Below are 25,537 nucleotides of genomic sequence, written 5' to 3' on the forward strand. Positions count from 1 at the left end.
CCTAGTTGCGTATCCAAATTAAATGATAGACGCTGAAAATAAATAGTTGAACCAATCCAAAAACCAATACAAAATAATATAAATCTGGATTCATTACAAAAGAAACTTGATCTAAAAGAGTTCTAAAATTGGTCACTAAGTCCCACGAATTAGCACGTTGAAAACGCCCCAAATAAATCGCCGCACTCGAAACGACTGCAAGAATAACGTAAAACGGAATTTTGAAATACCATTTTTGCAATGGCAAAGTTTCAACAATTAACTCCAAACTAGCTAGCCCAATTAACATACCAATGAAGACTCCGGTAAAAAGAACTCCATAGTTTAAATACTGACCTGGTGTCGCTAAGCCGGTACCAATGGCAGACAAATGACTAAAATCCGTTAATAAGTACATGGCATTTGGAAAAAATGCTAACCAGATCAAAAAACAAAGGGCTCGCAAAATCCAAGGTCCTTTCGTTTTCAGAAGTTTATTAACTAGGGCCACATCTAATGGAATCAATGCTAAGAATACATTCCAAATTAAAAATCCAAAACGAGAGGGGATAGCATAAACCGTGGCATAAAACACTAAAACAATCAAATTAATGATCACAAATATCGTAATTTCGTTTTTCTTCATTTCTACTCCCCTCAGTGTAAATACTTTTTATTTACATTAACATAACTAATTTCTTTCCATCATAACGATTAAAACTTAATTTATTCTATACTAAATGAAAGAGGCATTCCACTGGCAAGAACAACTTCCAATAGTAACGCCTCTTTATTTTAACATTTTACTTATTCACTGATCTCATCATTTGCTTGCAAAAGAATTGAAAGTGTATTCACTAACTCATCAACGCGAACCTCAATTGACTCATCGGCTGTACGGACCTTGACTTCCACAATACCTTCATTTGCTTTTTTACCAACCGTAATGCGAACTGGTAATCCAATTAAATCCGAATCCGCAAATTTAACACCAGGACGTTCGTTCCGATCATCCACTAAGACATCGTAGCCCGCTTCAACCAATTGGGCTTGAATTTGTGCGGTTAAAGCTCCTTGTTCTACGTCAGTATACTTAATTGGGACCAGGTGTACATCCCACGGAGCGATTGCTTTAGGCCAAACTAGACCTTTTTCGTCCGCATTCTGTTCCGCAATGGCGGCTAGCAAACGAGAAACGCCAATTCCATAACTACCCATAATCACATCTTGCTGACGGCCGTTATTATCTAAGACTTGAGCTCCCAAAGCTTTTGAATAACGTGTACCTAGTTTGAAAATATGACCGACTTCAATTCCCTTAGTAAAAATCAATTTACCTTTTCCATCAATCGTTTGATTGCCTTCAATTGCTGTTCGAATATCGGCAACCTCATCTACCCGAAAATCACGTTCGAGATTAGCATTTAAATAATGGAATCCAGCTTCGTTCGCGCCAACCGGAACGTTAACCATATCTTGAATCCACTCATCAGCAATAATCTTTATTTCAGCATCAACCTTAACTGGCCCCAATGACCCAAAAGAAGAACCCAACAATTTTTGAGCTTCGTCTTCAGTCGCCATCCGCAATTCACTGGCTCCCGTCAAATGGGAAACCTTCACTTCATTGACTTCGTAATCTCCCCGAATTAGCAAAAGAATTGGCTTATCATCAGCCATCATCAAGATAGTCTTCACTAATTGATCGCTCGTTTTATTTAAGTAATCAGCTAATTCATCAATTGTCTTAACCTCAGGTGTCGCAATTTTTTCTAATTCCGCAAATGCGGCATGCGACTTGTTTGGGGTATAAAGATCTTTAGCCATTTCCAGATTAGCTGCATAATCAGATTCTTCTGAATATGCAATAATATCTTCTCCGGCTGCAGCTGGTGCTGAAAATTCTTTAGAGTCAGAACCACCCATTGCTCCCGCATCACCCACGATGACTCGATAATTTAAGCCTACTCGATCAAAAATCTTAGTATAAGCTTGTTCCATACTTTTATAAGCAACATCTAGTCCCGCTTGATCAACAGAAAATGAATAAGCATCCTTCATTAGGAATTCACGACCGCGAAGCAAACCTGAACGTGGTCGACGCTCATCACGTAATTTATTTTGAATTTGATAAATTGTCAATGGTAATCGTTTATACGACTTAATATCATCACGGATGAGTTCCGTCATAACTTCTTCATGGGTTGGTGCTAAGATCATATCCCGATCATGACGATTGTGAAGTTTAAACAAGTCTGGTCCATAAGTTTCATAACGACCAGATTCTTGCCATAGTTCAGCTGGCAACAAAGTTGGCGCTAACATCTCAATTGCGTCAATCTGTTCCATTTCTTCACGTATAATAGTTTCAATTTTATTTAAAACTCGTTGCGCTAGTGGTAAATATGCATATACACCGGCTGAAATTGAACGCATATATCCAGCTCGTAGCATCATTTGATGGGAAATCACCTCAGCGTCGGCTGGTGCCTGACGTAGCGTTGGAATAAAAACTTTGGATTGTTTCATAATTACCTTCCTAGATTAAATAATAAGATTGTCTCTTATTTTACCATAATAAGAACCATGTTCACCGATAATTCAATTGAACTAAAAGAAAAAGGTTGAACTCATAAATGAAATCAACCAAAAGCAATAAAATAAGATAATATTGTTCTATTTCAGACTACTGCATTCCACCCAGCAAGTACAAGATGGGCATTACAATAATCATAGAATCAAAGCGATCTAAAATCCCCCCATGACCGGGTAAAATATTTCCAGAATCTTTCACTTTATAGTAACGCTTTAACCCTGATTCAATCAGATCACCAAACTGACCAGCTACCGATAAAATCAAAATAATTCCCACCATAATGGGAAGGCTGTAAGCTTGAGGGAAGAAAATAGTATAAATCGTCATAACAACTACCGCTACAACGGTTCCCCCAACTGAACCTTCCCAAGTTTTATTAGGACTTAAGCGAGGAGCTAATGGGGTTTTCCCAAACTTGCGACCAATCATATATGCACCTGAATCAGTTAACCAAACAATCAACATTCCAAATAAAATCACACTGATTCCGGCTTCACGGGCTTGGACTAAGAAATGGAAGCCCATTCCAATATACATCATCGCCAAAGTAAATACGCCCGCATCCTCAAAACTAAAATGATTGCGACTAATAACGGTATGAAACAACATCAACAAAATGAAAATATATAACAATGATGAAAATCGCAATCCAACAGGAAGAAACTGGTTCCATTGCTTCCAGACTTCAGCCGGGAGTGCCATTAAGAAAACGCCCACCATGGAAATGATTGCTTCAAACGAAACAAAGAGTTTTTTTCGCATCAAGACTACTTCGCTCATCGCAATCACTGCCAAACCAGCAGCAACAAACTCTAAAAGTGTTCCACCCAATAAAATGGTTGGGATAAAAACTAATAATGCCACTACCGCTGTAATAACTCGAGTTTTCATTTTAATATCCTCTTTTACTTTTTATCTTCTTTAATTCCACCAAATCGACGATCTCGATTTTGATAAATTACAATAGCTTGTTTCAAATCTTCTGCATCTAGATCTGGCCAATGCTGATCTAAAAACACCATCTCACTATACGCTAATTGCCATAACAAAAAATTAGAAATTCTTTGTTCACCACTTGTTCGAATGAGCAGTTCAGGGTCTCGATACGAATTCAATGAAGCTGTCATCAAAACATCGCTAATCCGTTGCTCATCAATTTGTTCTGGCTGCAACGCTCCAGTTTGAATTTGCTGGGCTAAGTTTTGCATCCCCGTAACAATCTCAGCCCGTCCACCATAATTTAACGCAAAATTCAAAATCATTCCTGTATTATTTTTGGTTTGTTCGACTGCTTGTTCGACTGCTTTTTGTGTCTCTAAAGGTAATTGATCAATATAACCCATCACACTTACTTTAACATTATTTTTAATCAAATCGGGGACAAAAGTATCAAAAAAACGAGTTGGCAGCTTCATTAAGAAGCCGACTTCCTTCGCTGGTCGTTTCCAGTTTTCAGTGGAAAACGCATATAAGGTCAAAACTTTCACATTTAGATCACTGGCCGCGATCGTAATTTTTTTGACCACTTCCATTCCTTGTTGATGCCCAGCAACCCGGGGAAGGCCCTTCGATTTCGCCCAGCGCCCATTGCCGTCCATAATAATAGCAATATGTTTTGGAACCCGCGTTAAATCGACTTCTGTTGATTTGCTAGGTGATTTTTTGTTAAAAAACATCTAATAATCTCCTTGTCTTCAGCTTATGCTTGATCAGCTAAAAGTTTTTCAATCGTTTCTAATACCCCATCATGCTCATTATCCGCATGCGCTTGTTGTGAAATTCGTTCTTTCATAAATTCCTCGGCATTAGGCATCACGAATGGATTCCCAACATAGCGTAACATCTCCAAATCATTGCTATTATCACCAAATGCCACCATTTCCTCAGGTTTAATTTGCCAAATTCGACTTAATGCTGCCAACCCCGTTTCTTTATTGGTATTCGCTGCTAAAATTGAGACTGATCCAAAGCCTGAACCCGTCGTATGCAACTCCTCCCCAAAAGTCTGCCGTAAAACTTTTACGAAATCTTTGACATTTGCATTTTCTGGCCAAATTAATTCCATTACTAAAATATCATCTTCTACTTCGAGAAACTTTTCCACTTGAATAACCTTGGGATAAAATTGCTCAACTGCTTGAATCATTTCAGGAGTCGCATGATTTGAAACATAAGCAGCCTCAATTCCTGATAGAATAATTAGATTTTCCATTTTGGCTCGGGTTTGAGTATTCCAATCCAAAACTTTTTTAATCTGGTCTTTTGAAACTGGTCTTTTATATAAAACTTCTTTTGTATCTGAAACCATTGCCCCATTGCTTGAAATATAGGTTAAACGATCTGTTTGGGCATGTTTGAAATATTGCAATGTCTGTTCAACCTTATTTCCAGTTGCTACAACCATCTTAATATTTTGGTGGTCCATTTGATCTAATAAACGATTAAAGCGACTAATATCAAATGTTTTATCATCTCTTAAAAAAGTCCCGTCCAAATCCGTTGCAATTAATTTAATCGTCATATTTCAATTTCTCCTTATTCTTAAAAATAAACCACTTGCTCAAAATATAATTTGAAATGATGACAAAAACGTTTTGAATGATATTCCAAATAAAATCATTCTGATGTAACCAACTTACTCCGATTATCATAATTCCTGATCCTAAGATCCCAGTAATAAAACGAGCTAGATAGAAATTAAAAACCTCGACGCTAATTTGCTTAAACCCCCGCGCCTGAGAACTAAAAACCCATCGTCGATTGGTTAAGTAGGCAAAAAGAACGGTCACAAACCACGCTGTCCAATAGGCAATTTGATATGGCGTGTGGACTAAATGTAATCCTCCATAAATTAAAATATTAATCACGGTCGTCATTACACCAAAAAACAAATATAAAATTTGTGTTTGATACTTATTAAATATCTGCCAAAATGTCTTTATCATTTTTATCCTCAATCCACAGACTCACTACAATCATTTCCAAGCTTTACAGACACTGCAAACCATAATAAAGTCCATTCAATGTTTTAAATATTTTTTAATTGTAACATTGAATTAATTATCTGCGAATAAAACATCATAATTAACTAATTATTTTTTATTCAATTTTTTCATAAAAAGACATCCAGAGTGGCCTATTAACGTTATAATAAAATAAAACATCATTTAAATAAATAATTATTAAACTATTAAAAAGGATTATTGAACTATGCCACCTGTAACTGAATATGAAAATCATCAGCCAAATCGTGCACACCGTTCGCGAAAAACGAAGCAACGAATTAACTATAAGACAATTTGGGTTACCCCTGTTTTGGGTTCCATTGCGCAGCTATTAATGTGGTGGACATATCCCCTCATTTATTCAAAACAGCTAACGGCTGGACAATGGCAAAATAATCCACTCTTAATGACGTATTCCATCTTTTTAGCCCTAACCATCTATATTACCTTTAATCGTCAATTTAAGAGTATTCTAAACTACTTACTGTTAATCGTACCATTTATTTTACTTTTCTTTTTATACCGTGAGATGACGATTCAACAGGTCATTATCTTAATCTTAATGCCGATTGCACTTGTCCTAATCCATTTAGAATGGCTCAATTTACAGAATATTTTTGGTCTAATTCTCTTTTCTGGCTTAGCAACGCTTTCTTTACCAGTTGTGATTTTTTACCAACAAAACACTTTTTTAACAAAGCCCTTTCTATTTAGTCTCTTTCCTCTCTTCTTGTGCTATCTTTTCTACATGTGCATCATTTTCATTCCTGATGGCAAAGAGAAAAGAATCACTTCATTAGTTTTTGGAACTATCTTACTACTAAATATTTTATCATTGCCTTGGAACGTCTGGACTTTCATCGCCCTTATCATCTTGATTTTCACTTGGACGGTACTCATTAATTTAGATTTAAAGCAACAATATCGCATGCCTTTCTTCACAATCTTGCAAGCGATCACCGTTCTATTAATTTTCTTACAACAAGCTCATTAATCAAAATAAGCACTTAAACATTAGTTTAAGTGCTTATTTTATGAAATCATAAAATTAAATCTCGCCATTTAAAGCCCAACAGACCTATTAACCATAAAACAATCGAGATGCCGATCATCCCCCATAATAATTTTTCTGAGATATGTACCACGGGTAAATTGTAGATCCAACCATACGGTGATATTTTTAAAAAGTTCACTGGAACATCCAATAAATTTTTTAAATATGTGATTAAAAACATCACTCCACCATAAATATATAGCACACCAAATAACTTAGGCCACCAACCTAGAAAGAAACTGGCAATTCCACTAAAAATCAAAATCGCTGGCAAATAACCCCAAACTGTTTGGCTCCAAAGATTTAAGGCCAGAGGTTGGTTTAAAACTAAATTAGCAATTCCAAATACTAGGGTTATCCCCACAAACCAATACAAAATCGTAAAGATCATCCCCATCAATGTATAAGTTAAATACATTTTGAAACGACTGATCGGTTGTGCACTTAATAGTTCAAAGTACCCGTTTTTAACATCACGTTGATAACGTTGCATTAAGTTCCAACCGGCTATCACTGCTAGAAAGCTCATAAACATGCTAATCATAACTAAAAAGTGTGCATTCAATTCATGTGCCAACATTTGATTGGCTGTTCCACCAATAATTTGATTAATTGAGGTATTATTTTTCAGCATGTCGCCCACACTTGAAAACAAACCTCCAAACATTCCAGCAACAATCATAATGCCGATTCCCCAGCCCCAAATCAGCTTACTTTCTAGTTGTAAATATAAAGTAAGCCATCCACGTAAGAACCATGGGGCGTGGTTGCGACCACGACCAGTTGATTTGAAAATTCCAAATCCTAGATCTCGTCGCTTAACCATCATTAAACTAAGCATTCCACAAATAATGAAAGCTACCCCTAAATAAATCGAGTACTTCCAAATATCACCATAATAAACTTGGCTGGCTTCCAACCAATTAAAAGGTGAAAGCCACTCAATTTGGTGCCAATTTTGCACATCAATGACTGAGCGCAAAAGATATACTACCCCTAAGAAACTATAGCTAAAAAGTTGAACGGAGCGACTTTCCGCAAAACATTGAGCTGCGACCAGCACAATTCCAGCAAAAAACAAGCCACTTAAACCAACTAAAACAGCAAATAATAAATTACCGGTCACTGAAGATCCATGCATAGGTATCATCCATAAGATTAAATAGACACCACCTGCGCTAATTACGTTTAAATAGACAATTTCCATAATGGCCGCCCAAAGTGGCGTTTGCGGACGCATTACATTGGACAATAATAACTCCGTTTCACCAATTTCTTCCATTTGCCTTGTATTTCGTAGGACCATTTGAATATTCATCAGAGCCATGATCACCGCCATCAAGGGTAACATGATCGCCCCAAAAATCACGGCGGTATTCAATGGACCGGCTGGAATTTTGGCAAATAAGGCCGTCATCATTGGTGTATCTAACATCGCTGCCAATTGTTGAACAGCAACTTGAGTTCCATATAAATCAACCAATTTGATAAGCCCCGATCCCATCATCAATACAATAATGACAAACCAAATTACAGAAATTTTCAAATCATTTTTCAGATTAGCACGGATCAGACGCCCCAAATTATTCTTCATCAGCCCCCTCCTTTGCATCATAATACTGCATAAAAAGATCTTCTAATGTCGGAGGCGTAACCATCAAATCCGAAACACCCTGCAAAGTTAATTGACCTGTCACCACTGGTAATTGTTCCCGAGTCACTGTGAAACTAATCTCATCTCCATCTTGTTTAAACTGATCAAATTTTTCAAACACCGTACTATCTTGCACCTTAGCATGGACATATAAAGCGGCATGTTTCCGCATATCAGCTAATGAACCGGTTTCAACAATCTGACCTTTTCGAATAATCGCCACCCGATCGACCATTTTTTCAACTTCAGATAAGATATGCGAACTCAACAGAACTGTTTTTCCGGCAGCTTTTAATTTCAAAACTTCATTTTGAAAATGACGCTCTTGGAGCGGATCAAGCCCACTTGTTGGCTCATCAAATATATATAAAGCTACATCCATACTAAGAGCCGCTATTAACGCCACTTTTTGCCGATTTCCTTTTGAATAAGTCCGGGCTTTTTTTCTTGGATCCAATTCAAATAATTGAATTAGTTCATCCACCCGCTTTGTCCGCGGATGCCCCCCCATTTTTAGTAATAATTCAATAATTTCACCACCCGTCAAATTCGGCCACAAATAGACATCCCCCGGGACATAGGCTAAATTTTGATGCGTTTTAACAATTTTTTTGGTAGCATCTTTTCCTAAAATGGTAATTTCTCCTGAACTAGGACGTAATAAACCTAAAATAATTCGAATTGCGGTTGATTTTCCAGCACCATTTGGCCCCAAAAAACCAAAGACTTCACCTTCATTTAAGCTAAAAGAAACATTTGTCAGAGCTTGAAAACGGCCAAATTTCTTATTTAAATCATTCACCTCTAATATTTTTGTCATAATAAGTCCCTTCATGGCTTTAAATAACGTTTTATATCTTAATTATGCCAAATCTACAAGTATTTTCAATAAAAATATATTTCTTATCTTTATTATTTACTAATTTTTGTCCATTCTCAAGATAAATGAATTCAATTAAGCCAAATAAAAAACTAATCACCAACTTTACAAGTTGATCATTAGTTATGATTACTTACTGAAATATCTTTTATGCTGTGAATTAAGTCCCACTCTGTTTTTCAAACGACTTGTGGGTTGAACTCCAATACTGCGATATATGGTAGGTTTCGATAATGATTATTATAGTCCATTCCATAGCCAATTAAAAATTCATCAGGAGCTATCGTTCCAATAAATTCAACTGGGTCAGCTTCTTGAATTGCTTGTGGTCGTTTATCCACCGCAATAGCTCGCGTGACCTCTATTGCCCCCCGTTTTAATAATGTCTCTTGTAAATACTGCAAAGTTAACCCACTATCAATTACTTCATCCAATAGAATTACTTTTTTCCCACGAACATCCGTTTTTAAATCATGAATGATTTTAACTTCACCCGTTGAATGATCTTCTTCATAACTGGCAACACGAACATAATCCATCTGCACATCAGCATTGATTGCCCGCAACAAATCCGCCATCCATAAATAGGCTCCCTTCATCACTCCAACAAAAAGAACTTGATCAAATTCATTTCCATATACTTGATCAATCTCAGATGCGACTCGTTCCACCATTTGCTTAATTTCATCAGTTGTTACAATTGTGCGTCCAATTTTACCCATTAGATTTTATCCTCGGCCTCTGTCCATAGATCAAACAAAATATTAGTTTGTTCGTTTGATGGTCCCACCGCAAATGTATATAATGGGGTTTCAATTAGCTCCTCAACTCGAGCTAAATATCGTTGGGCGTTTTGTGGCAGATCGCTTCGACGCTTCACTTCTGTAATATCTTCGTCCCAACCAGGTAATTCTTCGTATACTGGTTTTACGCGTTCTAGGTCTTTAAATGAAGCTGGATAATGTGTAATTTTTTCGCCATCAATTTCATAGGCTACTGCTAGTTTCAGAACTTTAATCCCTGATAACACGTCCAATGAATTTAATGATAAATGCGTAAACCCGCCTACACGAGCAGCGTGACGCATCACGACAGTGTCTAGCCAGCCAATGCGACGCGGGCGTCCAGTCACAACCCCATATTCATGTGCTACTTCCCGAATTTGATCGCCAGTCGCATCAAAAAGTTCCGTCGGGAATGGTCCATCCCCCACTCGGGAAGTATAGGCTTTCATGACACCAATGACATTCTGAATTTTAGTCGGACCTACTCCGGCTCCAATAGTCGCCCCACCACCAATTGGTGATGAAGATGTAACATAAGGATATGTTCCATGGTCAATATCTAATAATGCACCTTGTGCACCTTCAAATAGTACTCGCCGCCCAGCTTGTAAGTAATCATTAACTAACACGGCTGTATCTGTAATATAAGGCCGTAATTTTGCTCCATAGGCCAAAAACTCTTGCACTAATGTTTCCACCTCAAACCCACTATGTTGATAAATTTTAGCTAAAATTTCATTTTTTTCTGCTAAGACCGCCTCTAAACGCTCCCGCAAAACTTCTTCATCTAACAAGTCAATCATCCGAATACCTGTCCGCGCTGCTTTGTCCATATAAGCCGGACCAATCCCTCGACCGGTTGTTCCGATTTTTTGATTCCCCTTTTTTTGATCCGCTAATTGATCTAAGGCTAAATGATAAGGAAAAATAACGTGGGCACGATCCGAAATTCGTAAATTCGTGGTTTGAACAGCCTGATTTTGAATTTGTGATAATTCCTCTAGTAATGCTTTTGGATTAACAACGCATCCATTAGCAATCACCGCTAATTTTTGAGGATCAAAAATACCTGATGGAATCGAAGATAATTCAAATTTTTGGCCATCAACATAAATCGTATGTCCTGCATTATTTCCACCTTGATACCGAACGACCATATCAGCCTCTTGCGCAATAAAGTTAGTTATTTTACCTTTACCCTCATCACCCCATTGGCCACCAACCACGACAACTCCTGCCATTTTTGCTTCCTCCTACTATATAAGTTAATAAATCAATAACACATTTTTTGCATTTGTTCGTATTTTACAGATTAATGATAGCAGATATTTCGTATTTCAGCAATTTTTTCCTATTATTTTACAATAGTTAATTAAATTAGCCGTTTTTATTATTTAAAAAACGCAGATAGTTCGTCTTTTGCTATTGACTATTTTACATATTAATCGCATAATATAACTTTGTTGTTATAAATTTATATTTATTTTTAGGAGAATCATTCATGAACTTCATTGCACGCTATTTTCATCTGGCTGAACTAAAGACCACCCATCGTCGCGAATTTATCGCGGGGGTAACTACCTTTATGGCAATGGCTTATATCCTCTTTGTCAATCCAACAGTTTTATGTGCTTCAGGTATGGATAAGGGAGCTGTTTTTACCGCCACCGGAATCACCGCAGCCGTTGCGACTATTTTTATGGGAATTTTTGCCAATTACCCGATTGCAATTGCTCCAGAACTAGGAATTAACGCTTTCTTTTCATATTCTGTGGTTGTCGGAATGGGAATTCCTTGGGAAACGGCCATTGCGGGTGTCTTAGTTGCCGCCTTGATTTTCCTAGTATTAACTTTCTTTAAAGTCCGTGAAAAAATCATCAATTCCATTCCACAAGATCTCAAAGTAGCAATCGCTGCTGGAATTGGTCTTTTCATCGCTTTCATCGGGTTGCATGAAGCAGGATTAATTGTGGCTAACCCTGATACGATGGTGTCGTTAGGTCATCTAACTTCAGGCACATCTCTCTTAGCTATTTTTGGGATTATCGTAACTTTTGTTTTAATGGCTAAAAACGTCTCAGCTGCGATCTTTATTGGTATGGTGTTAACTTCCATTACCGGAATGCTCTTTGGACTCATTAAATTACCCACGCAATTACTTGCGCCGGCCCCATCACTAGCCCCAACCTTTGGTGTTTCAATTCAACATTTAGGTGATATTAATAGTATTCAATTAGGAACCGTTGTTTTAACTTTCCTATTAGTAACTTTCTTTGATACCGCTGGAACCATGATCGGTTTAGCAACTCAAGCTGGTTTTATGAAAGATGGCAAGATGCCCCGCATCGGTAAAGCGCTCGGTGCTGATGCCTTAGGAATGACCTTAGGAGCCATCACTGGAACCTCTCCCGCCTCAGCCTTCGTTGAATCATCTGCCGGAATTGCCGTTGGTGGACGATCAGGGTTAACTTCAGTCTATACTGGTTTACTATTCTTCGTGGCTTTACTATTCTCTCCTCTTCTTGCTGTGGTAACACCTCAAGTTACTTCAGCCGCCTTAGTGGTGGTTGGGGTCTTGATGGCCAAAAACTTAAAAGATGTCAATTGGAACGACTTTGCAATCGCTGCACCAGCATTTCTAATTGTCATTGGTATGCCTCTAACCTACTCCATTGCTGATGGAATTGCTCTTGGCTTCATTCTTTATCCGATTACTATGTGGGCAACTCATCGTCAGAAACAAGTGCCTAATATCATGTATGGATTAGGCATTATCTTCTTAATTTTCTTATTTATTATTGCCCGTTAATCTTGATCATACAAAAAAAGATTTGAACAATGTTGTTCAAATCTTTTTTTATTTTTATTTAATTAATTCAATTTTAGCCACATATTTTTGATCATCATCATAAATTAAATTTCTGAGATTTTGTAAAAGTAAAATCAGCCAAGCAAAAGCAAATCCAAACGCAACCATTTCAAATGCTGTTAGCGATAAATAACCCGATTTTTTGAACAAAATATCCGAAATAGCTAGTCCCCCTGCCATCACATATGAAATAACTAAAAATTCCCAAGAAGGCTTTGGAATCAACCAACGAATGGCAACAATCATGACCAAGACCATCATCACTAACCATTGAGCAATACCATCATGAACATGATGCATCCAACCCGGATTATTTGGAAAAACGCCAATCAACCCAACTGCAATCGCCGTAATCGAAAATAGCAACCGTAAAATAAATAATCGACGATTTTTATGAATTCCAGCCCCTAAGGCACTAAATAAATAATCAACAATAGTTAATAAAATCAACGCCGAAAAGATCAAGGTAAAATTAAAGATCCATCCATTTCCTACGCGGTCTGTCCCCAAATAACTAAAATTATATTGCCACCATCCAACTGATCCATTCGTCGCCATAGACATGATGATGCCTCCAAATAATGTGGCGATCAATACAGACACCGCTTGTTGAAACCGTAACCCTTGCGCGCTAATCACCATGATATAATTCATTGTTCCAACTAGGGCACCAATGATCAAACTCATCGTATAAATATCTAACCTTGCTCCCGCAAATGCAGACGAGATTACCCACATAATCAACGCGAGCACCGCTGTTCCCAAAATCCCATACGCTAGCGTGATCATTAGGATATTATACCAACGAATTATGTGACCGGCTTGATGCCGTGTTTTAAACGCCATAACCAAAAAACTGAGTGTTCCAAAACTACCGCCCAAATAGATCGTTATTTGGGTCAATGAATTGGCTCCCGTCATCCCCACCGTTGTTGTTCGTTGCATAATAAAATTAATCAACGCAATTAACATACTCACAATGCCAGTCACCATTGCCCATCGGAAAGCAATTTTATTAGCTTGACGAATACCTTCACTATTTTTATCAATGATAATTTGATCATCTACAATTTGCATTTCAATTAATTGTTTCTGATCCAGATTCAATTTACGGACAAATTCATCCGGTAATTCAATTGTTGCTTTTGCCATCCAAATTCCTCATTCCTAACCATACACCATAAAAACCACATTCATTTTATTCTAACAATGAAAATAAAAAATACCAAATTCACTTTTTAGCAAAACAATATCCCACACAATACACATATAAAAAGAAGTCATTGGATAAAACCATCCAATAACTCCTTCATTGATATTAATTAAACTTTAAAGCCAATCGTCATAAATCGATTTTTGCTATAAACTCTCGCAAATACCAACAATTCGTGATTTTAAATTAAATCGACATTTCTCAAAAAGAAATATAATCCAATTATCCCAACTTGTTGTAGTATTCAACGATAAGAGCTTCGTTAAAGTCGCCGTCAAGTTCTTCACGTTCTGGCAAACGAGTCAATGAACCCTTCAAAGCGTCCTTGTTGAACTCTACGAATGGCAAGTGACCGAATTGTGATTCAACCGCTGCCAAAATGTAGACATTCTTTTGTGACTTTTCACGAACTGAGATCTCTTGTCCAACCTTAACTTCGTATGAAGGAATATCAACACGCTTTCCATCAACTAAGATGTGACCATGATTTACCAATTGACGTGCTTGTTGACGCGTAGTAGCCAAGCCCATGCGGTAAACGATGTTGTCCAAACGAGTTTCCAACAAAATCAAGAAATTAGTTCCGTGAACCCCAGTACGAATTTGTCCAGCTTTGTTGAACAAATTGTGGAATTGACGTTCTGTCAAACCATACGTGAAACGAACCTTTTGCTTTTCATGCAATTGAGTTCCGTAATCAGAAAGCTTTGAACGACGACCTTGACCATGATCTCCAGGTGCATAGTTGCGACGAGCAATTTCTTTACCAGTTCCTGATAATGAAACACCCAAACGACGAGAGATACGGTACTTAGGACCAGTATAACGTGACATATTAATGTCCTCCAGAATTTTTATTTTGGTTGAATTCTAGAGAATCACCTCATATTCGTGCAATTTATCCTAACTTTCACTGCTGCAGCGCAGGTACTGGTGAGGCCCCGCCATTAACTGAAACGAGGGTGATAAATTGTTGACGAGCTTATGGATAATCCGCTGCAGTTTTCAACACTTTGATTAGTATACCAAATCGATACCATGAATGTAAAGGCGAGAATCAATTACATCTTAAATTCATAGCGACTACCTGCATATTGGGTCCGGACAAATTCAAACGGGCTCCCTTGATCATCAGTCGTAACTTGCGTTAAAACTAAAACTGGTTCCCCACTCTTCATGTCCAGTAAACGTGCCACACGCTCATTGACAGATGTGGCTGTCAATGTTCGGCTAGCTTGATTTACAATTAGCCCCTTACTCATTAAGGCTTGATACAGAGATTGAGTCACAACCTCTTCTTCCACCCCAACTAGCAATTCATAAGGAACAATTGCCACTTCAAATGCAATTGGTTCATCATCTCCATACCGAACTCGTTCCATTCGAATCACGCTGGTATCTAGACTAATTTGTAATTTTTCGGCTTCAAGCCCTGTTGGTACTCCCACCTTATAGTTAATAACTTGCGATGAGGCCTTTTTACCAACTGCATCCATCATTTCGGTAAAAGAGAAAGCACTATCCAAACTTTCTTGAAAGCGTTGGGTTGCCACAAATGTTCCAGAACCAATTCGTCGCTCTAAATAACCCTCATCAACCAACAGGATAATTGATTGACGAAGTGTCATTCGCGATACATTAAATTGTAACGACAATTCTCGTTCTGATGGAATTCTGTCCCCCGCCGACCAACGACCAGCATCGATTGATTCCTTTATTTCATCATGAATTTGAACATAAATTGGTTCTGTCATTTAAAATCCCCTATTTCTTAATGACTGCGTCTTGTGGTGTGAATTTGCGACCCAAACTATAGGTCGTCTCTAATTGCGTCAATTGAGCATCAAACAAATTGAAGTCGGCGTCTTTACCCACTTCCAATGTTCCTTTGTGATCTAATAAGCCAAATTCGGTGGCCTGATTTACAGAAGCCATTTGAACCGCTTCTTCCACCGTTGCTCCTGTGAATTGCATCATATTCAAAAAGGCCTGCTTAAATTGTAACACCGATCCAGCTAATGTGCCGTCTTCGAGGCGTGCTTGTCCAGCTTTAACCCAAACTTTTTGCCCCCCAACTCTGAAATGCCTTCTTTCAAACCTTTAGCCCGCATGGAATCAGTAATCAAATCAATTCGATGCGATCCCTTTAATTTGAAGGCTAAATTAACCATGTCTGGGGCAATATGGAAGCCATCAACAATCATTTCAGCATATAAATCTTCATCTAATAGTGCATGTCCAGTTACACCGGGATCGCGATGTTTTAAAGGACGCTGCGCATTATACAAATGGGTCACGTGTTTGACTTTCGAATTATTTTGTAAGAATTCACGAGTAGCATCTGAATGCCCCACGGATCCAATAATATTATGATTACGCAAATAGTCTTCAAAGACCGTTAAGTCATCTGCTTTTTCAGGCGCATAAGTGATTAAACGGACCTGATGCCCTGATAATTCATCCCATTTTTGGACTAATTCAACACTTGGTGCAATGATGTATTGTTCCGGTTGTGCTCCCTTATAGTGAGGATTTACAAATGGACCTTCAAGATGAACCCCTGAATCGCAGGTTCTTCTTGGGCCGCAATTTTAATCGCACGCATTGCGTTATCAATATTTTCAACACTTTGTGTCATCGTAGTCGGGAAAACAGAAGTAATTCCCTCCGTAATTTCATCACGAACCATCTGCACAATTTCTGTAGCATCTCCATCCATCGTATCAAACCCATACGCTCCATGGGTATGAACATCAATAAAACCTGGAACAATTACAGCACCATTTGCATCGACTACAGTATCAATCTCCCTAGCTTCATATTGCTTCATTGAAGCAACCATCTCGATGGTTTGATCAAACCGAATAAATCCATTAGCAATTAGCGGATTAGCGCCCGTTCCAGAATATATTTTTGCATTAATTATGACCTGACTCATAGAAAACCCCTTTCATTTTCGCAGTGGTATATACCATCACCTCCATTATAAACCTTATTGACTAAAAAACACGCTTTTTAGCGTGTTTTATTTAGCTAAGCCAGTGATATAAGTTTCACCCACAAAACCTTTTAAGCCATTATAGATATGTTTCGCCCGACTTTCTTTTTGAGTCATGCCAAAGACGGTCGGACCTGTTCCTGACATTTGCGCCACATCTGCTCCAAATTGCAGCATTTTTTCCCGAATTCTAATAATCTCAGGAAATTGTTTCGCTGAAACGGGTTCTAAAACATTAAACATCCCTTGAACTAGTTGTGAATACGACTCATGAGCCACCGCCGTCATCAAGCCTTGCATATCCCCATGCTCAAGTTTGTCATATTTGACTGTTCTTAATAATTTGGGGGTTGAAACACTAACCGCTGGTTTAGCGATCACAAAGTAGACCGGCGGTAATTTTTGTTGAAGTGGTTCCACAATTTCCCCACGTCCAGTCACCCGTGCCGGTCGTGAGTAAATACAATAAGGAACATCTGCATCGATTTTTAATCCGATTTTTGCCAGCTCTGCTTCTGATAACTCAAGGTTCCACAACCGATTTAAAGCTCGCATCACCGCTGCCGCATCTGAAGAACCGCCACCTAATCCCGCCGCAATGGGAATTCTTTTTTGAATATGAATTTCGACGCCTTCTTCAACTTGCGCTAACTCCTGCATTAATTTAGCTGCTTGGAATGCCAAATTTCGCTCATTCACTGGTAACAAGCCCGAAGTTGATTCAACCATGATATCACGGTGACAATTCGTCGTCTTAATCGTTACCGTATCGGCTAAATCAATTGAAACCATCAACATGTCCCATTCTTGTAAGCCATCAGCATGTACAAAAGGTGTATCTAAACAAATATTCAGCTTTGCATACGCCCGTTCTAAGACTTCCATTGTCTTTTCCTTTCGTTAATTGCTTTTGTCTTATTATAGCAAAAAAAGCTCAAAACTGCCTTGAAATCACATTGACACTCTAAGAACACTTATCTCAATCAAAAAGGACATCGATTTTAAAAATCAACGCCCTTCAAAATTTATCGTTTTATATTAACCTTAGGACTCTACGTTATTGCTATCATTAACGCATCGTGACGTCCTTACATGACCGTAAAATTAACCAGGTAATCAAAGTAGCTTAATTGATCTGTTACATCAATAATTAAGTTATCCCGCTTATAGAGAATCAAGCGCCAATCCGAAACCTTATTGTGATTTCTTTCGTCAATAAATTGATTCATGGTACCATCATGATTAAGCAGTAAATACCCTGCAAATTGTTCAAAAATCACGTTTAAGTCCGTTAATTTCTGTTCCATTTGCGCATTTTGCGGATCATAAAGTGCTACATAAAAATTACCTAACTCCGGACGCGTATTTTCAAAATACCATTTAAATGCTAGTAGATCATTCATCGTCATGCCCACATTCATTAAATAATCAACACTCAAACGAAAATGAATTGGTTCAATCTGCTCGCCCACGGCCACTACATGAAATAAATCAGCATAGTATTCAGCCAAATGTTGCCAAGCTAAAACGGTGGGCATTTGCTGGCCTAACTCAAATGCCTGCAACAAATCTTTATCCCATCCTAACCCTGTGCTGGCTTGATTTAAGCTTAAATCAAAAAATTCACGTACCGTTCTTAGATTATTCATTCTCATCACCCATCTATTATTTTAATAATTTCATTCTATGCTAAATATTTTCGTCAATCAAATGTAATTTATGATCCATAATCTCCCAGATTGGCCAATTTAAATCAAACGTGAATTTTTGGTCATGCGATACCAATAAAACCGCCCCTTTAAAATCTTTTAAAAATTGACTTAATGCCATTAACGCCGGCAAGTCCAAAAAATTAGTTGGTTCATCTAAAATCAAGAAGTTGGCTTGCGCCAACAATGTCGCAACTAAACTGACTCTAACCCGCTCACCACCACTTAAAGTTGCAACATTCCGCTCGACCATGTCTCGTCGCAATCCAAAAGCACCCAAAAAGTCACGCGCAACTTGCATCGACTCCACTGAATTTTGCATCACATTCCAGAGAATACTTTTTTGATCCTCTAACTGATCAACTTTCTGTGAAAAATACCCCACTTGCGTCTGTTGATGCCGTTTGGCATCTTCCATAGTCGCTTGTAATAGTGTTGTTTTACCCACACCATTTGGTCCCTTTAAACTAATTTTATCTGCACCTTTAATAACTACAGACACATTATCAATCAGGGATGGACCTGTTGGTGCGAAAATTTCAAGATCGATTAACCGTGCCAGAATCTGCGTGGAACGCACATTCATTTCATTTTGGAGCTTAAGACTTTTAGCTAACTTTGGACGTTCTCCTTGTGCTAATTGCCCGGCCTTTTGACGTAAATATTTGGCATTTCCAGTTAACTGCGCCTGAACGGTATCTCCTTTCAAAGTATTATTATTTCGTTTCACACGATCACCCGCCTGAACTTGCTTCTGCGCTTCATATAGTAATTTTTTCTTCTTCCGTTGTTCTCGACTATAAACCTGATTAGCCTGTTCGAATTTTTGTTTAGTTTGCCGTTGATAATCAACATAATTCAAATGATATGGGGTGATTACATTTTGCTCGAAGGCCCATATTTGATTTGTAATTTGTTCTAAAAAGTAAACATCATGTGAGACAACCAAAAGAATTCCTCGATAATATTTTAATTGTTGGACCAACTGATTTTGATGTGCTTCATCTAAATTAGCCGTCGGTTCATCTAAAATTAAAATATCAGGACGTTGGCCGATAGCTTCACGAATTCTTCGCCAAACCATTTCGCCGCCACTTTCTTGTTTTTGATCTACAATCATTTGCGGAACATTTTCAATAAAACCTTGAACCTGAATTTTACCAAGATATTCTAAATCCTGACCCAATATCATTTGGAGTAGTGTACTTTTTCCAACCCCATTTGGCCCCACAATCCCAATTTTATCACCCTTCTGAGCCAATAATTGATCCGCGAGAAATAACTTGCCTTGTCCATTTGCTTTTTCCACTTTATTAATTTTAATCATATAAAAACCACCAATCTTAGTAGGACTGAGACTGATGGTTTAAAACACTGAAAAAAGCTTCTTCCAGTCAAAACACATAAATCAGTCTCAAAAAAGATAATATTCCCCCTTCAGGAAAATAACTCAAATTTTTATCACTGATTAGTTGCGCATTGGCTGAATACCCCGTAATTTCTTAATTGCTATTATCATAACGACCATATTTTAAATTGTCAAATAATTATATTGTATTTTTTTGAAATTATTTGTAAAATAGAGTAGTTAGTTCATGCCCCTGTAGCATAATGGATAGTGCAAAGGAGTTCTAACCCTGGGATGGGGGTTCAATTCCCTCCAGGGGCATATCGAAGTTTTGACAAACTTGCGTCATATCAGCTTAATTGTTGGTATGACGCTGTTTTTATACATATTGAATTATTTTTTCCTACCGTTAAAACCTACTCATAACCACAGCATTTGCTACAATATTAATCTATTACCAACGTTGATACATAGATATTCGTTTATAAAACAAACTAATAAAGCCTACTGACATAATCGTCAGTAGGCTTTTAATTTACATTTAAATTTTATTTAATTGTCCAGCCTCCATCAATCGTCAAGACTTGACCTTGAACATAGCGGGCTTCCGGACTCGTTAAGTACAGCGTTAAATCGGCTACTTCCTGCGCCTGCGCCCAACGATGAACTGGCGTTTGGGCTGCCACTTCTTTAGCGATCTGACCATCATCTTGAAAATCAGCCGCATTCATGGGCGTTTGAATCGCACCAGGCGCAATTCCATTAATATGAATATTCTGATCCGCATAATCTAAAGCCAATTGCTTCATCCAGCCTACTAAGGCATGTTTAGACATGGTATACGCTGCCCCACCGCCGCCAGCAACTTGACCAGCAATTGAGGTCATATATACAATGGTCCCTTGCTTTCGTTGAACCATCCCGGCCAAAATTGGCAAAGTCAACTGTACCGCTGAATCCACGTTAATTGCCATTAAATGCTGAATAGCTGGGTAATCCGTTAATAGCGCTGGCACATAGGCGTCTAGAACTCCAGCTGTGCTTAAGAAAATGTCAATTTGACTTAAATCCGTCTGAGCGATCCATTCTTGCAAGGCATTCGGTATTCCTAAGTCAACCTGAAATGAATGCAAATTAACATCTTGAATCGGCATTTCTTGACGATCTAACGCCCAGACTTTAGCCCCCAGAGCTAAATAAGTTTTCACTTGGGCCAATCCAATGCCTGAAGCTCCACCAGTAATAAAGACTATTTGATTTTGATAATTTTGTGAAATCATTTTTGTACCTAATTTTTAATTTGATAAATCAACGCGCTTTTGTAAGAAATAAATTAAAATTGCACCAATCAGCAGCGAACAAAATTCTCCCGCTGCTAACCATCCATAGCTTAACCAGAACGGCAACTTAAAAATCCAATATTGTTCCAAAGCAACTGACCACATCATTACAGTATCAATTAATACGCTGAGGGTCAATTTCAACCATAACGTTTCCACTTTCTGTGCCAACCAATATGACAAACTGGTCATGACTAAAGTACCTAATGTTCCAAAAATAACATCAATAATACCTAAGGGCGATGTTAAGTTAGCAATAAAAACGCCAATCGATATTGCAATAATATAACGTTTATTAAAAATTGCCAGATGATTAAATCCTTCTGATAGGCGTAATTGAATTTGACCATAAGCAAAGGGCGCCACCAACCATGTCACCGCTACATAAAGACCAGCGACAATACTCATCAACGCGATTTCACGCGCAGACCATTTTGTTTTTACATGCATTTGTTTATTTGCTCCTAGTTTTTTATTATAAAACCTTTTACAATCAAAGTAAGGCTTTACGCGTGGGATGGTTACGAACCACTAAAAACCATCATAGCACAAATTTATTGTTGCAGAATACCAGGAATGAAAACTTTCTGCTACAATTAGACCATTATCTTTTTAGGAGGCACTATGTCTAATCAAACTAAAGGCTTAATCTTTGCCATAGCTGGACCCGTTTTTTGGGGTCTCAACAGTATTGCTGTTAAATTATTATTAGAACTCGGTCTCAATTCACAATGGTTTGCGACTTTTCGCTTGTTAGCCGCAGGGATCCTCATTTTAATTTTCGCTGGAATCCGCAATCCCAAGCAAATTTTAGCCCCATTTAAAACTCCACGTAGTTTAATTCAACTATTAATTTTCTCAATTGTGGGGATGTTTTCAATTCAATATGCTTATGTGATGGCGATACATTTCGGAAATGCAGCAACAGCAACCGTCCTACAATTCACCAATCCCATAATGATTGTTATTTTTCTAGCCGTCGTGCACCGTCGCTTTCCTCGACAGCAGGATGTGCTTTCCATCATTTTAGCTGTAATTGGGACCTTCTTACTCGCCACTCACGGTCAAGTTGGTAATTTAGCCATGTCAAAACTAGCATTGTTGTGGGGCTTGATCGCTGCAGTAGCGACCGTTTTTTACACGCTCTTACCACAAGAATTAATTGACACCTTTGGAGCCGTTTCTATCTCCGGATGGGCAATGCTAATCGCAGGTATTTTTGCTAATTTTATCCATCCGGTTTGGCAAAATGGACCAACCCTAACTCCGAAAATTAGTCTCTTACTTGCCTTTTCTATCATCCTAGGAACCGCATTTGCCTATCTCATCTTCATTCACAGTCTCACTCTCATTTCACCCACAACTGCTAGTACAGTGGGGGCCGTTGAACCATTAATAGCGACAATTTTGAGTGTAACTTTATTCCAAATTAACTTTGGCTGGATTGACTTTATCGGGGCCATTTTAATCATCAGCACCGTCTTCTTACAAGCCTTTCAACCCAAAGAAAAACGCACAAAATTTGAGGCTCAATAATGTACATTTTATTTTTCAATTAAAAAACGGTTAGCTGCACCATTTATGTCCAGTTAACCGTTTTTTATTTATTTCCATTTGTTAATTGTGCCAGAATCAATTCATTTAATTCACTGGAATCAATCTCTAATTCAAATATACCTAGTTTTAAATAAGAACGCCAAGCATGTGCAAAATCACTTTGGCGTTTTTGATGATAGCTATTTAAAACCATTGTCATCAACCCAATATATTGATGATTTAAATGGCGTTGTGGGAATTTTTTTAATTTTTCCAAATCATCCTGTTCTAGCACCATTAAGTGAGTCCATTGTTGTTTTAGGCTCACCAATAGAAATTGCACCAAACCTTTAGCGAATAAATTTTTAATCGGCTCTGCCGCAACGATTTTATTTCCGACTAGATTAGGATTAAATGCCTTAGTTTCAGCGGCTAAATTGGTTAAAGTTTGCATCAGATTCAAATAATCATTCAACAAAAAATCATCTCGTTTTATCGGACGTTCCCATTCTTCAGTCGCGGCTAAAAACATAGGGCGTGCCAATCTTAAGTAAGTTGCAAAATCCAGTTCCATGGTTAAACACCCCGTGGTTGCAAAATTTCAGCCTGAACAACCGTTGGCTTCACGGGTAACTGTCCATCATCAAAAATATGCTTTTGTGATGCCACTTCGATTTTACGGCGTTCTTTCAAATACCATGTTCCTACAAAGTCGTAGTCTAACAAAACATCTAACCACGAAACTGCAGATTGACCATCAATTACTTGGAAATGCCATTCTTGGCCACCGAGCGCCTGCTGGTTCTGATCATAAAAAATGCGCATCTCAACATCATGGTCTAACATCATAGCCGCTCCATTGTTCACAGCTTGCATAAAGTAGTTTGATTCTGCTGATAACACAAACAAACGATCCAACATTCCCGCTGGCATTTCGGTTTGAACTAAGCGATATAGATATGTATCTTGAGTTTCCAGAATATTATAATCCACCTGATAGCTAAACGTTTTTTCTAGATAACGAGCAAAGGTCCGTAATAAATCAGCTACGCTACGAATATTGTCCGCCGTATCTTTAGCCCGATAATTTGAAACCAATAAACTAGTTAATGCATGCGAATTGAATAATAATTCTTGTCGATCTAAAGACCAGTAAAAAAGTTTTTGTTTGGTCCCCATTTCCATAAAGTAAACACCACCGGCATTACCCTGGTTTTCTACAAATTGAAAAACACCCGGAGCTTGAAGTTGTTGAAAAACCATTGTCAACTCTTCTCGATCGGTCGGCGTTAAGATATCATACTCAGATGCACCCGCTAATGATAAGAAACGATGCATTGCCAACAAATACCAATCGGTCACTCGATATTGACGTGGAGCCACAACCCAATGAGTATCTAATTGGTAACTAACCAACTGGAGCAATCCGGCATGAATCTGCTGTGGATCAGTAACATTATTAAGTAAATTAATTTCTTCTAATTGTCGCGAAATACTATCAACATCATTTTTCAATAAATCAGTGTAAGCCGCTAAATGTCCTTGGATATGATCAGTCATGTATCCGCCCTCCATTCTTTGACAATGGTTGGTCATCTAATTGAGCAACATAATCGTGATAGAGCGTTTGAACTGCCATCTTAAATTTTTCAAAATTACCAAACTGATCATTAATTGCCCGTTGCTCATAGATTAGAATCGTATCTTCCTTTGAGTAATTCAAAATGATAGCATTATTGTCCGCAATTAACTTCGGGACCTCGAGCGCTTTTTCATCCGCATTTCGGATTTCTGCCAAACGTTGCTTCAAAAACTCTCGCCGCGCTTTATTTTCTTGGGATTCAAACATACCAGGCTTTTCGCCCATCTTTTCTAGCTCACTTTGTAATTGCGCTCGTTCTTGATCACGATCATTTTGTGAATCAACAATTTTTTGGAGTTCTTCATTGGACTTAGTCGTATCCTCAATCACATTGGTGTGATAACGGCGCCCCTCTTCAGCCAATTCAACTGCGCGACTCAACATTTCATACTCATCTTCATCAAAAATAAAATTAACCGTAATAGGATCTAAAAGCCCAAAATGACGCCGATCCCACCAATTTCCAAAGTAAAGTTGATAAACCCCACGGGTATCTTCTTCATAATAAAAAAAGGGGAATTTTTCCGATAAGTATTGAATGAGTCGTTGTGCCAAATGGTGTGATAAAGATTCCATCAAATCATCAATCATTCTGAAATCACGTTGATTATCTGGCGCATCTAATTGTTCTTCAATTTTATTTAAATATTTCTTTCGGTCTAATAGTTGAAACAACTTCCGATCATTATCTTCATTGATCGCCTGTTTAACATCACTAATATATTGCAATTTAGCTTCTAACGCGTTCATAAATTGAACACGTTCGTCTTGTATCTCAGTTTTCAAATATGGTGTCTGCTCCATAACAAACCTCCTGCAAATTTTATTAACGATTCATATTTTTAATTTTACACTGTTCTGTTGGAATTGATACGTCAATCTCACACTCTATAATCTTTCTTAAAAATTCCCAGCTCACTTCCTTTTCA

24 protein-coding genes, 1 tRNA gene and 1 pseudogene are annotated in these 25,537 nt (G+C 38.0%); 4 read left to right on the top strand and 22 right to left on the bottom strand.

What is annotated here, in order from left to right:
* Position 1: 1 nt before the first annotated feature.
* From G7084_RS07170 to G7084_RS07195, 6 genes are all read right to left on the bottom strand, one after another.
* A complete protein-coding gene (locus tag G7084_RS07170) occupies positions 2 to 625 on the bottom strand; it encodes a DUF1361 domain-containing protein (protein WP_166011329.1) in 624 nt (207 codons plus the stop codon).
* A 161-nt stretch (positions 626 to 786) separates the two neighbouring features.
* The gene (locus G7084_RS07175; RefSeq protein ID WP_166011331.1) at positions 787 to 2,508 is read right to left on the bottom strand and encodes a proline--tRNA ligase; all 1,722 of its coding nucleotides are present in this window, start codon (positions 2,506 to 2,508) and stop codon (positions 787 to 789) included.
* A 157-nt stretch (positions 2,509 to 2,665) separates the two neighbouring features.
* Positions 2,666 to 3,466 carry a phosphatidate cytidylyltransferase gene (locus G7084_RS07180; RefSeq protein ID WP_166011333.1) on the bottom strand — a complete coding sequence of 267 codons (801 nt, stop codon included), beginning with the start codon at positions 3,464 to 3,466 and terminating at the stop codon, positions 2,666 to 2,668.
* A 14-nt stretch (positions 3,467 to 3,480) separates the two neighbouring features.
* Positions 3,481 to 4,251 (bottom strand): undecaprenyl pyrophosphate synthase, encoded by a 771-nt coding sequence (gene uppS / locus G7084_RS07185; RefSeq protein ID WP_166011335.1) that lies wholly within the window; start codon positions 4,249 to 4,251, stop codon positions 3,481 to 3,483.
* 23 nt (positions 4,252 to 4,274) lie between these two features.
* Positions 4,275 to 5,096, bottom strand: coding sequence for a Cof-type HAD-IIB family hydrolase (locus G7084_RS07190; protein ID WP_166011336.1), 822 nt, complete (start codon positions 5,094 to 5,096; stop codon positions 4,275 to 4,277).
* Positions 5,086 to 5,517 (bottom strand): GtrA family protein, encoded by a 432-nt coding sequence (locus tag G7084_RS07195; RefSeq protein ID WP_166011745.1) that lies wholly within the window; start codon positions 5,515 to 5,517, stop codon positions 5,086 to 5,088. The genes G7084_RS07190 and G7084_RS07195 overlap by 11 nt, the downstream gene beginning before the upstream one ends.
* Positions 5,518 to 5,785: 268 nt before the next feature.
* Here G7084_RS07195 and G7084_RS07200 point away from each other — a divergent pair, with 268 nt between their 5' ends.
* Entirely contained in the window at positions 5,786 to 6,574 is a 789-nt protein-coding gene (locus G7084_RS07200) for a hypothetical protein (protein ID WP_166011338.1), read from the top strand.
* A gap of 46 nt (positions 6,575 to 6,620) precedes the next feature.
* Here the strand turns inward: G7084_RS07200 and G7084_RS07205 are convergent, their stop codons facing one another.
* From G7084_RS07205 to G7084_RS07220, 4 genes are all read right to left on the bottom strand, one after another.
* Positions 6,621 to 8,228: an ABC transporter permease gene (locus tag G7084_RS07205; RefSeq protein ID WP_166011340.1), complete on the bottom strand. Its 1,608-nt coding sequence runs from the start codon at positions 8,226 to 8,228 to the stop codon at positions 6,621 to 6,623.
* Positions 8,218 to 9,111: an ABC transporter ATP-binding protein gene (locus G7084_RS07210; protein ID WP_166011747.1), complete on the bottom strand. Its 894-nt coding sequence runs from the start codon at positions 9,109 to 9,111 to the stop codon at positions 8,218 to 8,220. The genes G7084_RS07205 and G7084_RS07210 overlap by 11 nt, the downstream gene beginning before the upstream one ends.
* 236 nt (positions 9,112 to 9,347) lie before the next feature.
* A complete protein-coding gene (gene hpt / locus G7084_RS07215; protein ID WP_166011342.1) occupies positions 9,348 to 9,890 on the bottom strand; it encodes a hypoxanthine phosphoribosyltransferase in 543 nt (180 codons plus the stop codon).
* A complete protein-coding gene (locus G7084_RS07220) occupies positions 9,890 to 11,194 on the bottom strand; it encodes an adenylosuccinate synthase (protein ID WP_166011344.1) in 1,305 nt (434 codons plus the stop codon). Before G7084_RS07220 ends, hpt begins: the two co-directional genes overlap by 1 nt.
* A gap of 260 nt (positions 11,195 to 11,454) precedes the next feature.
* Here G7084_RS07220 and G7084_RS07225 point away from each other — a divergent pair, with 260 nt between their 5' ends.
* Positions 11,455 to 12,762: an NCS2 family permease gene (locus G7084_RS07225; RefSeq protein WP_166011346.1), complete on the top strand. Its 1,308-nt coding sequence runs from the start codon at positions 11,455 to 11,457 to the stop codon at positions 12,760 to 12,762.
* Between the two features lie 54 nt (positions 12,763 to 12,816).
* Here G7084_RS07225 and G7084_RS07230 read toward each other — a convergent pair whose 3' ends face one another.
* The 7 genes and pseudogenes from G7084_RS07230 to G7084_RS07260 all read right to left on the bottom strand — a co-directional run bounded on the left by G7084_RS07230 (position 12,817) and on the right by G7084_RS07260 (position 20,069).
* On the bottom strand, positions 12,817 to 13,974 hold the full coding sequence (locus G7084_RS07230) for a DUF998 domain-containing protein (RefSeq protein ID WP_166011348.1): 1,158 nt from the start codon (positions 13,972 to 13,974) through the stop codon (positions 12,817 to 12,819).
* Between the two features lie 283 nt (positions 13,975 to 14,257).
* Positions 14,258 to 14,869: a 30S ribosomal protein S4 gene (gene rpsD, locus G7084_RS07235; RefSeq protein WP_166011350.1), complete on the bottom strand. Its 612-nt coding sequence runs from the start codon at positions 14,867 to 14,869 to the stop codon at positions 14,258 to 14,260.
* A gap of 227 nt (positions 14,870 to 15,096) precedes the next feature.
* The gene (locus tag G7084_RS07240) at positions 15,097 to 15,789 is read right to left on the bottom strand and encodes a GntR family transcriptional regulator (protein ID WP_166011352.1); all 693 of its coding nucleotides are present in this window, start codon (positions 15,787 to 15,789) and stop codon (positions 15,097 to 15,099) included.
* A gap of 10 nt (positions 15,790 to 15,799) precedes the next feature.
* A pseudogene (gene nagA, locus G7084_RS07245) lies at positions 15,800 to 16,973 on the bottom strand (N-acetylglucosamine-6-phosphate deacetylase).
* 87 nt (positions 16,974 to 17,060) lie between these two features.
* Positions 17,061 to 17,918 (bottom strand): 4-(cytidine 5'-diphospho)-2-C-methyl-D-erythritol kinase, encoded by an 858-nt coding sequence (gene ispE / locus G7084_RS07250; RefSeq protein ID WP_166011354.1) that lies wholly within the window; start codon positions 17,916 to 17,918, stop codon positions 17,061 to 17,063.
* 203 nt (positions 17,919 to 18,121) lie between these two features.
* A complete protein-coding gene (locus G7084_RS07255) occupies positions 18,122 to 18,682 on the bottom strand; it encodes an XRE family transcriptional regulator (protein WP_166011356.1) in 561 nt (186 codons plus the stop codon).
* Positions 18,683 to 18,722: 40 nt separating this feature from the next.
* Complete coding sequence (locus G7084_RS07260) at positions 18,723 to 20,069, bottom strand: ATP-binding cassette domain-containing protein (RefSeq protein WP_166011359.1); 1,347 nt, start codon at positions 20,067 to 20,069, stop codon at positions 18,723 to 18,725.
* Between the two features lie 270 nt (positions 20,070 to 20,339).
* Between G7084_RS07260 and G7084_RS07265 the strand changes: the two genes are divergently transcribed.
* Positions 20,340 to 20,411, top strand: a tRNA-Arg gene (locus G7084_RS07265).
* Positions 20,412 to 20,638: 227 nt separating this feature from the next.
* On the opposite strand, the gene G7084_RS07270 is transcribed toward G7084_RS07265, so the two are convergent.
* Positions 20,639 to 21,370 (bottom strand): 3-oxoacyl-ACP reductase, encoded by a 732-nt coding sequence (locus G7084_RS07270; protein ID WP_166011361.1) that lies wholly within the window; start codon positions 21,368 to 21,370, stop codon positions 20,639 to 20,641.
* Positions 21,371 to 21,385: 15 nt separating this feature from the next.
* Positions 21,386 to 21,880: a QueT transporter family protein gene (locus tag G7084_RS07275; RefSeq protein WP_166011362.1), complete on the bottom strand. Its 495-nt coding sequence runs from the start codon at positions 21,878 to 21,880 to the stop codon at positions 21,386 to 21,388.
* 174 nt (positions 21,881 to 22,054) lie between these two features.
* On the opposite strand from G7084_RS07275, the gene G7084_RS07280 reads away from it, so the two are divergent.
* A complete protein-coding gene (locus G7084_RS07280) occupies positions 22,055 to 22,966 on the top strand; it encodes a DMT family transporter (protein WP_166011364.1) in 912 nt (303 codons plus the stop codon).
* A gap of 64 nt (positions 22,967 to 23,030) precedes the next feature.
* Here G7084_RS07280 and G7084_RS07285 read toward each other — a convergent pair whose 3' ends face one another.
* The 3 genes from G7084_RS07285 to G7084_RS07295 are packed head-to-tail and all read right to left on the bottom strand — an operon-like array spanning position 23,031 to position 25,412.
* A complete protein-coding gene (locus G7084_RS07285) occupies positions 23,031 to 23,540 on the bottom strand; it encodes a dUTPase (protein ID WP_166011366.1) in 510 nt (169 codons plus the stop codon).
* A 2-nt stretch (positions 23,541 to 23,542) separates the two neighbouring features.
* Complete coding sequence (locus G7084_RS07290) at positions 23,543 to 24,526, bottom strand: hypothetical protein (RefSeq protein ID WP_166011368.1); 984 nt, start codon at positions 24,524 to 24,526, stop codon at positions 23,543 to 23,545.
* Positions 24,519 to 25,412 carry a hypothetical protein gene (locus G7084_RS07295; protein ID WP_166011370.1) on the bottom strand — a complete coding sequence of 298 codons (894 nt, stop codon included), beginning with the start codon at positions 25,410 to 25,412 and terminating at the stop codon, positions 24,519 to 24,521. Before G7084_RS07295 ends, G7084_RS07290 begins: the two co-directional genes overlap by 8 nt.
* Positions 25,413 to 25,537: the final 125 nt, after the last annotated feature.

The sequence above is a fragment of the Weissella coleopterorum genome, assembly GCF_011304355.1.
GTDB classification, from domain to species: Bacteria; Bacillota; Bacilli; order Lactobacillales; family Lactobacillaceae; genus Weissella; species Weissella coleopterorum.

Bases quoted from the DNA above. Each gene is read 5' to 3' on its own strand.
- G7084_RS07240 (WP_166011352.1), bottom strand. From the start codon at position 15,789: ATGACAGAACCAATTTATGTTCAAATTCATGATGAAATAAAGGAATCA.
- G7084_RS07270 (WP_166011361.1), bottom strand. From the start codon at position 21,370: ATGATTTCACAAAATTATCAAAATCAAATAGTCTTTATTACTGGTGGA.
- G7084_RS07175 (WP_166011331.1), bottom strand. From the start codon at position 2,508: ATGAAACAATCCAAAGTTTTTATTCCAACGCTACGTCAGGCACCAGCC.
- G7084_RS07275 (WP_166011362.1), bottom strand. From the start codon at position 21,880: ATGCATGTAAAAACAAAATGGTCTGCGCGTGAAATCGCGTTGATGAGT.
- G7084_RS07180 (WP_166011333.1), bottom strand. From the start codon at position 3,466: ATGAAAACTCGAGTTATTACAGCGGTAGTGGCATTATTAGTTTTTATC.
- G7084_RS07230 (WP_166011348.1), bottom strand. From the start codon at position 13,974: ATGGCAAAAGCAACAATTGAATTACCGGATGAATTTGTCCGTAAATTG.
- ispE (WP_166011354.1), bottom strand. From the start codon at position 17,918: ATGGAAGTCTTAGAACGGGCGTATGCAAAGCTGAATATTTGTTTAGAT.
- G7084_RS07170 (WP_166011329.1), bottom strand. From the start codon at position 625: ATGAAGAAAAACGAAATTACGATATTTGTGATCATTAATTTGATTGTT.
- G7084_RS07220 (WP_166011344.1), bottom strand. From the start codon at position 11,194: ATGGCAGGAGTTGTCGTGGTTGGTGGCCAATGGGGTGATGAGGGTAAA.
- G7084_RS07290 (WP_166011368.1), bottom strand. From the start codon at position 24,526: ATGACTGATCATATCCAAGGACATTTAGCGGCTTACACTGATTTATTG.
- G7084_RS07190 (WP_166011336.1), bottom strand. From the start codon at position 5,096: ATGACGATTAAATTAATTGCAACGGATTTGGACGGGACTTTTTTAAGA.
- G7084_RS07280 (WP_166011364.1), top strand. From the start codon at position 22,055: ATGTCTAATCAAACTAAAGGCTTAATCTTTGCCATAGCTGGACCCGTT.
- uppS (WP_166011335.1), bottom strand. From the start codon at position 4,251: ATGTTTTTTAACAAAAAATCACCTAGCAAATCAACAGAAGTCGATTTA.
- G7084_RS07200 (WP_166011338.1), top strand. From the start codon at position 5,786: ATGCCACCTGTAACTGAATATGAAAATCATCAGCCAAATCGTGCACAC.
- G7084_RS07295 (WP_166011370.1), bottom strand. From the start codon at position 25,412: ATGGAGCAGACACCATATTTGAAAACTGAGATACAAGACGAACGTGTT.
- rpsD (WP_166011350.1), bottom strand. From the start codon at position 14,869: ATGTCACGTTATACTGGTCCTAAGTACCGTATCTCTCGTCGTTTGGGT.
- G7084_RS07255 (WP_166011356.1), bottom strand. From the start codon at position 18,682: ATGAATAATCTAAGAACGGTACGTGAATTTTTTGATTTAAGCTTAAAT.
- G7084_RS07260 (WP_166011359.1), bottom strand. From the start codon at position 20,069: ATGATTAAAATTAATAAAGTGGAAAAAGCAAATGGACAAGGCAAGTTA.
- G7084_RS07285 (WP_166011366.1), bottom strand. From the start codon at position 23,540: ATGGAACTGGATTTTGCAACTTACTTAAGATTGGCACGCCCTATGTTT.
- hpt (WP_166011342.1), bottom strand. From the start codon at position 9,890: ATGGGTAAAATTGGACGCACAATTGTAACAACTGATGAAATTAAGCAA.
- G7084_RS07205 (WP_166011340.1), bottom strand. From the start codon at position 8,228: ATGAAGAATAATTTGGGGCGTCTGATCCGTGCTAATCTGAAAAATGAT.
- G7084_RS07225 (WP_166011346.1), top strand. From the start codon at position 11,455: ATGAACTTCATTGCACGCTATTTTCATCTGGCTGAACTAAAGACCACC.